Source organism: Corynebacterium aquilae DSM 44791 (assembly GCF_001941445.1).
Lineage (GTDB): Bacteria > Actinomycetota > Actinomycetes > Mycobacteriales > Mycobacteriaceae > Corynebacterium > Corynebacterium aquilae.
Genome location: NZ_CP009245.1, coordinates 362,725 through 377,623, shown reverse-complemented (window position 1 = coordinate 377,623; position 14,899 = coordinate 362,725). Strand labels below are relative to the sequence as shown.

Annotated in this window: 9 protein-coding genes; 4 read left to right on the top strand and 5 right to left on the bottom strand. The window is 62.4% G+C overall.

Features of this window, described 5'->3' with window-relative positions:
* Positions 1–85: 85 nt before the first annotated feature.
* The 3 genes from CAQU_RS01595 to pgfA all read right to left on the bottom strand — a co-directional run bounded on the left by CAQU_RS01595 (position 86) and on the right by pgfA (position 9,223).
* Positions 86–4,066 (bottom strand): DNA-directed RNA polymerase subunit beta', encoded by a 3,981-nt coding sequence (locus CAQU_RS01595; RefSeq protein ID WP_075724649.1) that lies wholly within the window; start codon positions 4,064–4,066, stop codon positions 86–88.
* Between the two features lie 205 nt (positions 4,067–4,271).
* Complete coding sequence (gene rpoB, locus CAQU_RS01590) at positions 4,272–7,772, bottom strand: DNA-directed RNA polymerase subunit beta (protein WP_211276143.1); 3,501 nt, start codon at positions 7,770–7,772, stop codon at positions 4,272–4,274.
* Positions 7,773–8,242: 470 nt separating this feature from the next.
* Entirely contained in the window at positions 8,243–9,223 is a 981-nt protein-coding gene (gene pgfA / locus CAQU_RS01585; RefSeq protein ID WP_169836015.1) for a cell envelope lipid trafficking protein PgfA, read from the bottom strand.
* A 154-nt stretch (positions 9,224–9,377) separates the two neighbouring features.
* Here pgfA and CAQU_RS01580 point away from each other — a divergent pair, with 154 nt between their 5' ends.
* The 4 genes from CAQU_RS01580 (at position 9,378) to CAQU_RS01565 (ending at position 13,290) form a co-directional block, all read left to right on the top strand.
* Complete coding sequence (locus CAQU_RS01580; protein ID WP_075728241.1) at positions 9,378–10,310, top strand: ABC transporter substrate-binding protein; 933 nt, start codon at positions 9,378–9,380, stop codon at positions 10,308–10,310.
* Positions 10,311–11,282 (top strand): FecCD family ABC transporter permease, encoded by a 972-nt coding sequence (locus tag CAQU_RS01575; protein ID WP_075724643.1) that lies wholly within the window; start codon positions 10,311–10,313, stop codon positions 11,280–11,282.
* Positions 11,279–12,037 (top strand): ABC transporter ATP-binding protein, encoded by a 759-nt coding sequence (locus CAQU_RS01570; RefSeq protein ID WP_075724641.1) that lies wholly within the window; start codon positions 11,279–11,281, stop codon positions 12,035–12,037. The genes CAQU_RS01575 and CAQU_RS01570 overlap by 4 nt, the downstream gene beginning before the upstream one ends.
* Positions 12,038–12,105: 68 nt before the next feature.
* Positions 12,106–13,290, top strand: a complete 1,185-nt coding sequence (locus CAQU_RS01565; protein WP_075724639.1) for a bifunctional alpha/beta hydrolase/OsmC family protein — start codon at positions 12,106–12,108, stop codon at positions 13,288–13,290.
* 386 nt (positions 13,291–13,676) lie between these two features.
* Here CAQU_RS01565 and rplL read toward each other — a convergent pair whose 3' ends face one another.
* The gene (gene rplL / locus CAQU_RS01560; RefSeq protein WP_075724637.1) at positions 13,677–14,063 is read right to left on the bottom strand and encodes a 50S ribosomal protein L7/L12; all 387 of its coding nucleotides are present in this window, start codon (positions 14,061–14,063) and stop codon (positions 13,677–13,679) included.
* A 76-nt stretch (positions 14,064–14,139) separates the two neighbouring features.
* Positions 14,140–14,655: a 50S ribosomal protein L10 gene (gene rplJ, locus CAQU_RS01555; RefSeq protein ID WP_075724635.1), complete on the bottom strand. Its 516-nt coding sequence runs from the start codon at positions 14,653–14,655 to the stop codon at positions 14,140–14,142.
* Positions 14,656–14,899: the final 244 nt, after the last annotated feature.

Below are 14,899 nucleotides of genomic sequence, written 5' to 3'. Positions count from 1 at the left end.
TTCCCGAGTGGCTGTTTTGCCCCGGGAATGACGAAACGCCCCAGGAAATTATCCTGGGGCGTTTTGCTTTTCAATCAGCTAGCGACTAGCTGAAGTCGTCCAGCGGCACGGCGGCACCGGTGTAGGTGTCGTCGGCGTAGATGGAGTCACCGAAGGTCGGGATCGAGATCGCAGCGGAGCGTGCGGCCTCGGTCGGCTTGACCTGGATGTTGCGGTAGCGGGAGATACCGGTACCGGCCGGGATCAGCTTACCGATGATGACGTTTTCCTTGAGGCCGATGAGCTTGTCCGAACGCTTGTTGATGGCGGCGTCGGTCAGGACTCGGGTGGTCTCCTGGAAGGAGGCGGCGGACAGCCAGGATTCGGTTGCCAGCGAGGCCTTGGTGATACCCATGATCTCGTTGCGCAGCTCGGCGGGCTGGCCGCCGTTTTGCACTGCCTCGCGGTTGGCGATCTTGGCTTCTGCGAGGTCGACCAGGGTGCCGGGCAGGAACTCGGTGGTGCCGGATTCGATGACGGTTCCGCGACGCAGCATCTGTCGGATGATGATCTCGATGTGCTTGTCGTGGATGGCCACACCCTGTGCACGGTAGACGGCCTGCACCTCGTCGATGAGGTGCTGTTCGACACCGCGGCGACCCAGGATGTCCAGGACGTCGTGCGGGTCGGCCGGGCCGCGCAGCAGGCGCTCACCGACGGTGACGTGGTCGCCGTCTTGGAGCTCGCGCTCGATGGTGGCATCGGGGTTGGTTTCCATCGGGGCGGTGATGTAGGCCAGGCCCTGGCGCTTGGACAGCTTCTCGTAGACCACGTTGTCGGAGCCGTCGTCCGGGGTGATGGTCAGGGTGTAGAAGTTGCCTTCGTCTTCCAGGTGGATGCGTCCGTCGACGGAAGCGATCGGGGCCTTGTTCTTGGGGATTCGGGCCTCGAACAGTTCCTGGACACGGGGCAGACCGCCGGTGATGTCGCCACCGACACCACCCTGGTGGAAGGTACGCATGGTCAGCTGGGTACCGGGCTCACCAATGGACTGGGCGGCGACGATGCCGACGGCTTCGCCGATGTCGACCTGCTTGCCGGAGGCCATGGAGCGGCCGTAGCACTTGGCGCAGACACCGGTGGGGGTCTGGCAGGTCAGCACGGAGCGCAGCTTGACGGACTTGACGCCCTTTTCGACCAGCAGGTCGATGTCGAGTTCGCCGAGGTCGGTGCCGGCTTCGAGAACAACTTCGCCGTCGACGCCGATGGCGTCCTTGGCGAGCACGCGGCCGGCCACGGAGGTTTCGACCAGGGAGTGGCGGCTGAAGGTGCCGTTGCCGTTGTCGACGGCGACCAGGCAGTCGATGCCCTGGCGGGTGCCACAGTCTTCTTCGCGGACGATGACGTCCTGGGCGACGTCGACGAGACGACGGGTGAGGTAGCCGGAGTCTGCGGTACGCAGCGCGGTATCGGCCAGGCCCTTACGGGAGCCGTGGGAGTTGTTGAAGTACTCCAGCACGGTCAGGCCCTCACGGAAGGAGGTCTTGATCGGGCGGGTGATGTATTCACCCTTGGAGTTCACGACCATGCCCTTCATGCCGGCCAGGGTCCAGATCTGACGCATGTTACCGGCAGCGCCGGACTTCACGATCATCGGAATCGGGTTGTCGTCGGGGTACAGGTCCTCGACGGCCTTACCGACGGTGTCGGTGGCGTCCTTCCACAGTTCCACGAGGCGGTCGTAGCGCTCGCGCGGGGTGAGAGCACCCTGCTGCCAGTACTTACGCTCGATCTCGCGGGCTTCGGCCTCGTAGCGATCAAGGATTTCGTCCTTGTTCGGAAGCACCAGCACGTCGGACATGGTGATGGTCACGCCGGAGCGGGTTGCCCAGTAGAAACCGGCATCCTTCATCTTGTCCATGGTCTGGGCGACGGTGATCATCGGGTAGCGGGCGGCGAGGTCGTTAATGACGTCGCCCAGCATGATCTTGTCGGTGCCGCCGCCCTTACGGACCATGACACCTTCCAGGTAGGGGTAGTTCCAGGGCAGCAGGTCGTTGAACTTCACGCGACCCAGGGTGGTGTGAGCCATCCAGGTCTGGCCTTGCTGCCAGCCGTCGGGGAACTGCTCGGCTTCGACGTCCGCGGGGGGACGCAGGTGGCTGATGCGCACCTTGATGGGTGCCTGCAGGCCCAGCACGCCGCGGTCGTAGGCCATGATGGCCTCGGCGACGGAGGAGTACACGCCGGTGGCGGGGCCTTCCTCGGTGGCGGGCTGGTAGGCGCCCTGGCCGCCGAACTCGTCGAGCGGCTTTTCCAGGGTGAGGAAGTACAGGCCGGTCACCATGTCCAGACGCGGCATAGCCAGCGGCTTACCGGATGCGGGAGACAGGATGTTGTTGGAGGCCAGCATCAGGATGCGGGCTTCGGCCTGGGCTTCTGCGGACAGCGGCAGGTGGACTGCCATCTGGTCACCGTCGAAGTCGGCGTTGAAGGCCTCACAGGCCAGCGGGTGCAGCTGGATGGCTTTACCCTCGACCAGGACCGGCTCGAAGGCCTGGATGCCCAGGCGGTGCAGGGTGGGTGCACGGTTGAGCATCACCGGGTGCTGGGCGATGGCCTCTTCGAGGACGTCCCACACCTCGGAGCGCTGGCGTTCGACCATGCGCTTGGCGGACTTGATGTTCTGGGCGTACTGGCGCTCGACCAGGCGCTTCATGACGAAGGGCTTGAACAACTCGAGAGCCATCAGCTTCGGCAGGCCACATTCGTGCAGGCGCAGCTGCGGGCCGACGATGATCACGGAACGGCCGGAGTAGTCGACACGCTTACCCAGCAGGTTCTGACGGAAGCGGCCTTGCTTGCCCTTGAGCAGGTCAGACAGGGACTTCAGCGGACGGTTGCCGGGGCCGGTGACGGGGCGACCGCGTCGACCGTTGTCGAACAGTGCGTCAACGGATTCCTGCAGCATGCGCTTCTCGTTGTTGACGATGATCTCGGGGGCACCGAGGTCGATCATGCGCTTGAGGCGGTTGTTGCGGTTGATGACGCGACGGTAGAGGTCGTTGAGGTCGGAGGTGGCGAAGCGGCCACCGTCGAGCTGCACCATGGGGCGCAGCTCCGGCGGGATGACCGGGATGCAGTCCAGGACCATGCCGGCCGGGTCGTTGCCGGAGCGCTGGAAGGCCGCGACGACCTTCAGGCGCTTGAGGGCACGCATCTTCTTCTGGCCTTTGCCTTCGTTGATGATGGTGCGCAGCTCTTCGGCTTCGGCATCCAGGTCGAAACCGCGGATGAGTTTCTGGATGGCTTCTGCACCCATGCCGCCGGTGAAGTAGTCCTCGTAGCGGTCGACGAGCTCGGTGTAGAGGGTCTCGTCGACGATCATTTGCTTCGGGGCGAGCTTGACGAAGGTGTCCCAGATTTCTTCGAGGCGGGCGATTTCTCGCTCGGCGCGCTCGCGGATGTGGGTCATTTCCTTGTCGGCGGCGTTTTGCACCTTGCGGCGCGCGTCGGCCTTGGCGCCGGCTGCTTCGAGCTCGGCGAGGTCTTCTTCGAGCTTTTGTGCGCGCTCGGCGATGTCGGAGTCTGCTTCGGCTTCGACGTCCTTTTTCTCCATCAGCATTTCTGCTTCGAGAGTGGACAGGTCGGAGTGGCGCGCCTGCTCATCAACGCTGGTGATGATGTTGGCGGCGAAGTAGATGATGCGCTCCAGGTCTTTGGGAGCCAGGTCCAACAGGTAGCCGAGGCGGGAGGGGACACCCTTGAAGTACCAGATGTGGGTCACGGGAGCGGCGAGCTCGATGTGGCCCATGCGCTCGCGGCGCACCTTGGACTTGGTCACCTCGACGCCACAGCGTTCACAGATGATGCCCTTGTAGCGGACGCGCTTGTACTTACCGCAGGCACATTCCCAGTCGCGGGTGGGCCCGAAGATGCGTTCGCAGAACAGGCCGTCCTTTTCCGGCTTGAGGGTTCGGTAGTTAATGGTCTCCGGCTTTTTGACCTCGCCTTTGGACCAACGACGGATGTCGTCGGCGGTGGCGAGCCCAATACGGAGCTCGTCAAAGTAATTGACGTCGAGCACTGCTATACAGCCCTTTCCCTTACAGCCCTCACGGTGGTCGCCTTAAAACTCAGGCGGCCGGTTGGTGTGAGGTCAGTGGTGTTTTGTGAAATAAGTGTGAACAATATTTTCGTTTACCCCTTGGGCTGGTGGCTGCTACCCCACCCGCCACAACGGGAGGTTGCGGCGGGTGGGTGCGACCCCCAGCTGGGGTGCGGCTGCGTTGTTACGCAGTGTCGGCGTCGGAACGCTCGTCGCGCGAGAGGTTGATGCCCAGCGATGCGCCGGCCTGGTCGAACTCGTCGTCGTCGGTGGAGCCGAGTTCCATCGGGGTGCCGTCGGCGGAGAGGACCTCCACGTTCAGGCACAGCGACTGCAGCTCCTTGAGCAGAACCTTGAAGGATTCGGGGATGCCCGGATCCGGGATGTTCTCGCCCTTGACGATGGCTTCGTAGACCTTGACACGGCCGACCACGTCGTCGGACTTGATGGTCAGCAGTTCCTGCAGGGTGTAGGCGGCGCCGTATGCCTGCATTGCCCACACCTCCATCTCACCGAAGCGCTGGCCACCGAACTGTGCCTTACCGCCCAGCGGCTGCTGGGTGATCATGGAGTACGGGCCGGTGGAGCGGGCGTGGATCTTCTCGTCGACGAGGTGGTGCAGCTTGAGCAGGTACATGTAGCCGACGGAGACGGGGTACGGGAACGGTTCGCCGGAGCGGCCGTCCATCAGTTGTGCCTTGCCGTTGCCGTCCACCATGACGTCGCCGTCGCGGTTGGGGTTGGAGTTGGCGAGCAGGCCGGCCAGTTCCTCGTTGGAGGCACCGTCGAACACCGGGGTTGCGGTCAGGGAGCCTGCGGGAACCTCGTAGAGGTCTTCGGGCAGGGTCTCGAGCAGCTTGGCGTTGTCGGGGTTGCTGGTGTCCACGGTCCAGCCGGCTGCTGCCAGCCAGCCGAGGTGGACTTCCAGCACCTGGCCGATGTTCATACGACGGGGCACACCGTGGGTGTTCAGGATGACGTCGACGGGGGTGCCGTCGGGCATGAACGGCATGTCTTCGGCGGGCAGGATCTTGCCGACGACACCCTTGTTGCCGTGGCGGCCGGCGAGCTTGTCGCCGTCCTGGATCTTGCGCTTCTGGGCGACGTAGACGCGGATCATTTCGTTGACGCCGGGGGCGAGATCGTCGTCTTCCTCGCGGGAGAAGCGGCGCACGGAGATCACCTTGCCGGTCTCACCGTGGGGCACCTTCATGGAGGTGTCGCGCACTTCGCGGGCCTTTTCGCCGAAGATGGCGCGCAGCAGGCGCTCTTCCGGGGTCAGCTCGGTTTCACCCTTCGGGGTGACCTTACCGACCAGGATGTCGCCGTCGCGGACGTCGGCGCCGATGCGGACGATACCGCGCTCGTCGAGGTCCTTGAGGACGTCCTCGGACACGTTCGGGATTTCACGGGTGATTTCCTCGGCACCAAGCTTGGTGTCGCGGGCATCGATCTCGTGCTCCTCGATGTGGATGGAGGTCAGGATGTCTTCCTCAACCAGGCGCTGGTTCAGGATGATGGCGTCCTCGTAGTTGTGGCCTTCCCACGGCATGAACGCGACCAGCAGGTTGCGGCCCAACGCCATTTCACCGTTGTCGGTGCCGGGGCCATCAGCGATGACCTGACCCTGCTCCACGCGGTCACCCATGGACACCAGGGGCTTCTGGTTGTAGCAGGTGCCCTGGTTGGTGCGCTGGAACTTGCGCAGGCGGTAGGTCTCGCGGGTGCCATCATCAGCCATGACGGTGATGAAATCGGCGCACACGTTCTCCACCACGCCAGCCTTAGCGGCGATGACCAGGTCACCGGCATCGTAGGCGGCGCGCAGCTCCATGCCGGTACCCACCAGCGGAGCCTCGGAACGCACCAGCGGCACAGCCTGACGCTGCATGTTGGCGCCCATCAGCGCACGGTTAGCATCGTCGTGCTCGAGGAAGGGAATCATGGCGGTCGCCACGGACACCATCTGGCGCGGGGACACATCCATGTACTCGATCTTGTCCGGCTCGACAACCTCAATGTTGCCGCCCTTGACGCGCACCACCACACGCTGCTCGGTGATGTTGCCGTCCTTGTCGTGCGGGGTGTTAGCCTGCGCGACCACGAAACGGTCTTCCTCATCAGCGGTCAGGTAATCCACCTGGTCGGTGATGCGGCCGTTTTCGACCTTGCGGTAGGGGGTCTCAATGAAACCGAAGGGGTTGACGCGCGCATAAGACGACAGCGAGCCAATCAGACCAATGTTCGGGCCCTCAGGAGTCTCAATCGGGCACATACGGCCGTAGTGAGACGGGTGCACGTCGCGGACCTCAATGCCGGCGCGCTCACGGGACAGACCACCCGGACCCAGGGCCGACAGACGACGCTTGTGCGTCAGGCCGGACAGGGAGTTGTTCTGGTCCATGAACTGCGACAGCTGGGAGGTGCCGAAGAACTCACGAATAGCAGCAGAAACAGGGCGCACGTTGATCAGGGAGGTCGGGGTGATCGACTCCGCATCCTGAGTGGTCATGCGCTCACGCACGACACGCTCCATGCGGGACAAACCAACTCGAACCTGGTTCTGAATCAACTCGCCAACGGTACGCAGACGACGATTACCGAAGTGGTCAATATCGTCGGTCTCCACCGGGATCTCCACACCAGCAGGAGAGACCATGGTCTGCTCGCCGGCGTGCAGGCGCACCAAGTACTCAATGGTGGTGGCAATGTCCTCTTCGGTCAGGGTCATCAGACCCTCGTGGTCGCCGCCGAGACCCAGCTTGCGGTTGACCTTGTAGCGGCCCACCTTCGCCAAGTCGTAGCGCTTCGCACGGAAGAAGCTGTTCTCCAGCAGGCTCAACGCCAAATCGCGGGTCGGCTGCTCACCCGGGCGCTGCTTGCGGTAAATCTCCAGCAACGCCTCATCGGTGTTGGACACACCATCGTTTTCCAGGGTGGACATCATCAGCTCAGAGAAGCCGAAACGCTCCTGGATCTGCTCAGTGGTCCAGCCCAGAGCCTTCAGCAAAACAGTCACCGGCTGGCGACGCTTGCGGTCGATACGCACACCGACGGTATCGCGCTTATCGACGTCGAACTCCAGCCACGCACCGCGCGAAGGAATGACCTTCACGGAGTGCAGCGGACGCTCGGTGGACTTATCGATGGTCTCATCGAAGTACACACCAGGGGAACGAACCAGCTGGGACACCACGACACGCTCAGTGCCGTTGATGATGAAAGTGCCCTTACCGGTCATCATCGGGAAATCGCCGATGAAAACAGTCTGGGACTTAATTTCCTTGGTTTCGTTATTAATGAACTCAGCCGTCACATACAGCGGGGCGGAGTAGTTGATGTCCTTGTCTTTACACTCATCAATAGTGTTTTTGACGTCCTCGAAACGAGGCTCGGACAAAGACAGGGACATGTTGCCCGAGTAGTCCTGAATCGGGGACAGTTCAGAGAGAATGTCCTCCAGGCCACTGGTTACGGGCTCATCCGAACCGGACTCCTCCTGCATGCGTTCACGCCACTCAGGCGTGCCAACGAGCCATGCGAAAGAATCGAGCTGCAGGTCAAGAAGACCCGGCACCTCGATCGGTTCGGTAATTTTGGCGAACGAATAACGTTCGGGAGCCCCGGGAATATCGGCCTGAGACTTGGTCTGGCGGGAGACTGCCAAGATGCGTCCTTCCAGCACCTCACGCGGTCGATGATCCACCATATGATCACCGGGTCCGCTAAGTTTTTTCTGCTTTAGTTTCTGCCTTAAGAAACCCCCGGATCTGCCACGCTCCATAAGCCAAGCTGCTGTAACACGCGTACAGCGGGCCATAACAGCGTCACCAACCACAACAGACAACACTCGCACACGGCGAGGCAATCACCACCAACCCCAAACGGGCGGTGTATGGTCAACTCGAAACAACACGCTTCACGGGCCACCATCCACACAAAACATGTGCAAAAAATGGTCCCGAACAGGCGTTTCGGGGGACGCTTTTAGAGCGCAGCAGCAGAAAACTATGGTGCGCGCAGGTCAAGAGATTCCAGCGCAACGTTTAAGGCTATAGGACAACCCCTCATTTGTCCAGCCCTTTTCCCTAGAAACAGCGCGCACAAACCCACCGGCTGCCACCGGCAGGCCACCAGCTCACTCACCCACGGCACTCACCCACGGCGCCCCCAACGCGGGCGACGCAACCCCACCACCGTCGTCGCCGCCCCCACCACCAGCGACAACGAACCCAAAACCAACAGCACGATCGAAGAATCATCAATCACCGTCGTGCTCGGGAAACGACGCACCACATCCCACATCGCCTCCCGATCCTCATCACTAAAACCACCCTGGAACGCCAACAACGGCTGCCGCGAACCATCAGGCATCTCTAACCAATTGTTTGCGCGCACCCGCATATCCACAATCACCCCAGTAGCCGCGTCCACCTCCAGCTCGCGCGTCGCCTGATAGCGCTCCACCGGCGCGCCAGAAGCAATCACTCCCTGCACCGCATCGCCGGCAGGATCCAACAACACCTCCGGGCGCGGCCCCAAACCACTCGACGGCTCCTTTTCCGGCGGCGCCACCACCACCGTATTCGGCACCGTCTGCACAAACGAATACACCCGACGCCCATTCACATTGTCCTCCCCCACAAAACGCGCCAAGATCGCCTGATGGGTCACCGGATCAAACACCCCATAAGAACGCGGCTGGGTATCCGCCGGAAACTTCAACCACAAACCCCCCATACCCTGCTGCCGCGGCGGTGAGGCCAAATCCGTCGCCCACGTCGCCGAACCAACCGCCTCCCCCGACAAACGATCCATCCGAAACGACACCACCTCCGCATCCAACAACCGCTCCAACTCCGGACCATCGCCCATCCGCATCGTCGCCGACCCCACCCGCGCCAACACCTCATCATCATCCGAGGGCGTGAAATCCACATGCACCTGCCGGTACACCCCCTGCTGCTCATCCCCCACCTGGGCATGAGGATCCGTCAAGCGATACGTCCACCCATGCAGATCGGCAGGCAAACGATTATCCGCCGGAAAAAACATCGGCAGCACAAAACCAACACTGAGCAACAAAGCACCCAGACCAACCAAAGCAATCGGCGCAAGCCGCGAGCGGGGAAGCATGGGCACATCGTAACCCACCCCCACCCCACACACCCCACACCCCCATACAACCGCCCACACGACTCCTACAATAGAAAAACACAACCATCGCGACAGCCCTGTGCCGCCCACTGTCGCCCACCCCAAACACCCAGCACACACCCAGGACACACCCATGCGTAAAATCCTCGCCCTGCTCAGCGCCGCCGCCCTCGCCCTCAGCGGCTGCAGCACCACCAACACCGACACCAGCGGCACCACCACCGGCGACACCAACGGTGACACCACCCACTGGCCCCTGACCATCGGGGAAGTCACCATCGACAAAGCCCCCACCAAAATCGTCTCCCTATCCCCCACCGCCACCGAAGACCTCTTCGCCGTCGGCGCCGGCGACCTCATCGTCGCCGCCGACAGCTACTCCACCTACCCACCCCAAGCACCCACCACCGAACTCTCCGGCTTCCAACCCTCCGCCGAAGAAGTCCTCACCTTCAAACCCGACCTCGTCGTCACCTCCACCCCCAACCCAGACTTCGAAAAAGCCCTCAACACCGTCGGCGTACCCGTGATCGTCATGCCCGCCGCCGACACCATCGCCGACGCCTACACCCAAATCGAACAACTCGGCGCCCTGACCAACCACGTCGCCGACGCCGCCGCCGTCGTCGCCGACACCCAAACCCGCATCGACAAAGCCACCGCCACCGCGGGTGAAAAAGGCAACGGCCTGAAGTACTACCACGAGGTCGACCCCACCTTCTACACCATCACCGACCACACCTTCCTCGGCAACGTCTACAGCCTGTTCGGCATGACCTCCATCGCCCCCGCCGACGGCAGCGACTACCCGCAACTCAGCCCCGAAGCCATCATCGCCGCCAACCCCGACATCATCTTCCTCGCCGACAGTGAAGGCGCCGGCGGAGTCACCGCCGCAGACGTCGCCGCCCGGCCCGGCTGGAACACCATCCCCGCCGTCACCAACCACGCCATCTACCCCCTCAACGTCGACATCGCATCCCGCTGGAGCCCCCGCATCGCCGACCTGGTCGAAGCCATCGCCCACGACCTCACCACCCTGCCCGCCACCGCCACCGCCCACTAAATGCGCACAACCATCCACCTCGGCATCGCCACGGTGCTCCTCATCGTGGCGATGTGGATCTCCGCCGCCACCGGCGCCTACCCCATCCACCTCCACGACCTGACAAGCCTGGACTGGGACAACCAAGCCCTGGTGGTGTTCACCCAACTGCGCCTCCCCCGCATCATCCTCGGCGCCCTCGTCGGCGCCGCCCTCGCCGCCGCCGGCACCACCTACCAAGGCTGCCTCAACAACCCACTAGCCGACCCCTACCTCCTCGGCATCTCCAGCGGCGCAGGACTCGCCGTCACCATCCTCGCCGCCCTCGGCGGCGCCGGCGCCCTCGGGGCCGCCACCCCCGCAGCATTTATCGGCGCCCTCATCGCCGTCGGCCTCACCCTCATCGTCAGCCGCGGCATCGGGCACAACACCAACCCCGCCACCATCATCCTCGCCGGCGTCGCCACCGGCTCCCTGTTCGGCGCCGCCCAAACCTACCTCCAACAAGCCAACGCCGACACCCTCAAATCCGTCTACTCCTGGATGCTCGGCCACCTACTCACCTCCGGGTGGAACAACATCGCCCTGGCCGCCGCCCCCATCCTCATCTCCATCGCCATCATGAGCGGCGGCGGAAAACTACTCAACCTCCTCGCCGTCGGCGACGAAGAAGCCACCAGCCTCGGCGTCAACCCCGCCCACATCCGCGCCGCCCTACTAGCCGCCGCCACCCTAGCCACCGCCACCGCCGTAGCCCACAGCGGACTCATCGGCTTCGTCGGCATCATCATCCCCCACGCCATCCGCCGCGCCATCACCACCGACTACCGGCTACTCATCCCCCTATCCGCCATCTATGGGGCCACCTTCCTCGTCGCCACCGACGTGCTCGCCCGCACCCTCCTATCCCCCGCGGAACTGCCCATCGGCGTCATCACCGCCTTCATCGGCGCCCCCTTCTTCATGCTGCTCCTCGCCAGGAAAAACACATGATCACCACCCGCAACCTCGCCACCCGACACCTCACAGGCATCAACCTCGACATCCCCACGGGCAGCTGGCACATGCTCATAGGGCCCAACGGCGCCGGCAAAACCACCCTGCTCAAAGCACTAGCCGGACTCATCCCCTCCACCGGCGAACTCACCGTCGGCGATATCGACCCACGCCAAGCCAAACGCGCCAAAACCGCACAATCCATCGCCCTGTGCCCACAACGCCCCCAACTGCCCGACGGAATGAGCGTGCGCGACTACGTCCTCCTCGGACGCACCCCACACCTCAAACTCCTCGCCAACCCCAGCCACACCGACCACCGCATCGTCGACGACATCCTCCACCAACTCGGCCTTAACACACTGGCCACCAAAAACATCACCCACATATCCGGCGGGGAACTCCAACGCGCCACCCTCGGCCGGGCACTAGCCACCCAAGCACCCGTACTACTACTCGACGAGCCCACCAGCGCCCTCGACATCGGCAAAGCCCAACAAGCACTCAGCCTCATCGACGACATCCGCACCACCACGGGCATCACCGTCGTCGCCGCCATTCACGACCTCACCCTCGCCGGACAATACGGCGACCACGTATGGCTCATCGACAACGGAGAAATCACCAACCACGGCCCCGCCCACACCACACTGACCGCACAACAAATCAAACAAACCTACGACGCACACACCACCGTGGTGACCACCCCAGAATTCGCCATCATCCCCACCCGCCACCACAACCAGCACTAACACGCCACCTATCAGGTAAAACACCAGCAGCCGGGAATAGATCAACGAAAAAGACGTTGAACACAAACATGGCAACCACAACCGTTGAAATCCCCACTCGTGACGGCAACACCCTCGCCGCCTACCTCGAACTCCCCGACACCGCCCCCACCAGCTGGGCGGTCTTCGCGCACTGCTTCGCCTGCTCCGCCAAATCCCCCGCCGCCACCCGCATCAGCCGCCGGCTGGCCCAACACGGCTTCGGAGTCTTGCGCTTCGACTTCGCAGGACTCGGTGGATCCGAAGGGGACTTCAAAGACACCACCTTCCACACCAACCGCACAAACCTCCAAGACGCCATCTCCTGGCTAGGAAAAAACCACGGCCAACCCGAATTACTCATCGGCCACTCCCTCGGCGGGGCCGCAGCCCTGGCCACCGCCGGCAGCGTCGAAGGCCTCAAAGCCGTAGTCTCCATCGCAGCCCCCTACGAACCAGGCCACGTCACCAAACTGTTCGCCGACGACATCCAAACCATCCGCGACAACGGCGAATCCGACGTCAAGATCGGCGGCAAAACCGTCACCATCTCCCAGGACTTCCTCGACGACATCTGCGGCACCCCTCAAAAGCAACGCATCGAGAACCTCCCCGTTCCGGTTCTGGTCATGCACTCCCCCATCGACGAACTCGTCGACATCCACAACGCCCAAGGCATCTACCGCGCTGCCCCCATGCCCAAGAGCTTCATCGCTCTCGACGACGCCGACCACCTACTCACCAAGCGTGGCCACGCCGCCTACGCCGCAGACGTCATCGCAACGTGGGCCAGCCGCTACATCGAAATCCCCGAAGACGAAGACAACGAGATCGACCACCCCACCGATGGAGTCACCGCCATCATGGAGGACGCCTCCGACTTCGCCACCACCATTGCCACCAGCACCCACAGCTTCATACTCGACGAGCCCACCAGTGTGCCCGGCGCCAAGGATCTAGGTCCCAACCCCTTTGACATGATGCTCGCCGGACTGGCCGGATGTACCTCCATGACGATGCGCATGTACGCCCGCCGCAAGGGATTCGAACTCGGCGACACCCGAGTCAACGTCACCGTGGATACCAAGCCGGGCAACACCACCTTCACCCGCACTATCACCTTCGCAGATCACCTTGACGATGCGCAGCGCGAAAAGCTGCTCACCATCGCCGACAAGTGCCCCGTCCACAAGGCCATGGAAGCCCACGTGGAGATCGACACTATCGCCGACTAGATGGCGAGGTGGCGAGGTGGCGATAGCTACTCAGGCGAATACTTGGCCCCGACAACATCGCAAGACCAGTTAAGCCACCCGCTTCAGCAAGCGCTTGGCCGGCAAAGCCCCCACATCCCCATGGGAGCTACCAATAACGCCGGCTAAGCGCTGAATATGGCTTTCCTGCGATGCCGGGTTTTCCGCCCCAATTTACGTGGCTTACGTGTAAACCCTTGAGAGCTTTGCAACCACGGCCCAAAGGCCCCTAGCCCCACCGAACACCAAAGTATTAGCTTCGCCGAGTTTTTTAAGGCCTCGAGGAAAACTCGCCGAGCACCTCCCACGACGGGAAAACCCCCAGCTCCCGGGCGGGAGTGGGGGTAATCGAAAGAAAGTCGAAAGACTTACTTGAGGGAGACCTTAGCGCCAGCTTCTTCCAGCTTGGTCTTAGCAGCCTCAGCGTCGTCCTTGGAAGCGCCCTCGAGGATAGCCTTCGGTGCGCCCTCGACGAGCTCCTTAGCTTCCTTCAGGCCCAGGCCGGAGACGATCTCGCGGACAGCCTTGATAACGCCGATCTTCTTGGCGCCAGCGTCCTCGAGCACGACGTCGAACTCGGTCTTCTCTTCAGCAGCAGCGCCGCCTGCAGCGGGGGCACCAGCAGCTGCAACAGCAACCGGAGCAGCAGCCTCGACCTCGAAGGTCTCCTCGAACAGCTTGACGAACTCGGAGAGCTCGATGAGGGTCATTTCCTTGAAAGCTTCGATGAGCTCATCGTTGGTGAACTTAGCCATTGTGGCAGTCCTTTCAGTTTGTGGGGCCCATATCTGTGGGCCGCGAAGTTAATGGGGGATGCGACCGAGGTTTCGGTTACGCTTCCTTTTTCTCCTGCAGAGCAGCGCCGAGGCGTGCCATCTTGGTTGCAGGAGCGTTGAACAGGCCAGCGGCCTTTGCCAAGTTGCCCTTCATGGCACCAGCCAGCTTCGCGAGAGTGGTCTCGCGGTTGTCCAGCTCGGCGATGGCGTCAACCTGAGCGGAGCTCAGGACGTTGCCGTCCATGTAGCCACCCTTGACCACGAATGCCTTGTTATCCTTGCCGAAATCCTTCAGCGCCTTAGCAGCATCGACAGCCTCGCCCTTAATAAAGGCAACGGCGGTCGGGCCGGTCAGGAGATCATCAAGACCTTCAACGCCAGCTTCTTTCAAAGCCAGCTTGATCATGGTGTTCTTGGCGACGGAGTACTGGACATCAGCACCAAGCTTGCGTCGCAGCTCGGTGGTCTGAGCGACCGACAGGCCACGGTACTCGGTGAGCACGATGGAGTTAGCCTCTTCAAAACGGCTCTTGAGCTCTGCCACAGCAGCAGTGTTCTTAGCGTTTGCCATTACTTCGCCTCCTTCCTCAATGTACGAATGTCGTTTCCGCCGGGGCCTTTGCAAAACAAAAGCCCCGTGCAAGAGCACAGGGCGCATCATCCTCATTGAGGGATTCAGCTTCCAAGTCCTCCTGCGTGGGCCGATCCACATGATGGATTCCTTCGAGCGTTACTAGGTAACGCTGACCGACGGTCTTCGGTGAAACTTGAGCCGGGCACGTGCGAACACGCGCCGTTTCAAACTTCTCGGGGTA

Bases quoted from the DNA above. Each gene is read 5' to 3' on its own strand.
- pgfA (WP_169836015.1), bottom strand. From the start codon at position 9,223: ATGCTTCCCCGCTCGCGGCTTGCGCCGATTGCTTTGGTTGGTCTGGGT.
- CAQU_RS01580 (WP_075728241.1), top strand. From the start codon at position 9,378: ATGCGTAAAATCCTCGCCCTGCTCAGCGCCGCCGCCCTCGCCCTCAGC.
- CAQU_RS01575 (WP_075724643.1), top strand. From the start codon at position 10,311: ATGCGCACAACCATCCACCTCGGCATCGCCACGGTGCTCCTCATCGTG.
- CAQU_RS01570 (WP_075724641.1), top strand. From the start codon at position 11,279: ATGATCACCACCCGCAACCTCGCCACCCGACACCTCACAGGCATCAAC.
- CAQU_RS01565 (WP_075724639.1), top strand. From the start codon at position 12,106: ATGGCAACCACAACCGTTGAAATCCCCACTCGTGACGGCAACACCCTC.
- rplL (WP_075724637.1), bottom strand. From the start codon at position 14,063: ATGGCTAAGTTCACCAACGATGAGCTCATCGAAGCTTTCAAGGAAATG.
- rplJ (WP_075724635.1), bottom strand. From the start codon at position 14,655: ATGGCAAACGCTAAGAACACTGCTGCTGTGGCAGAGCTCAAGAGCCGT.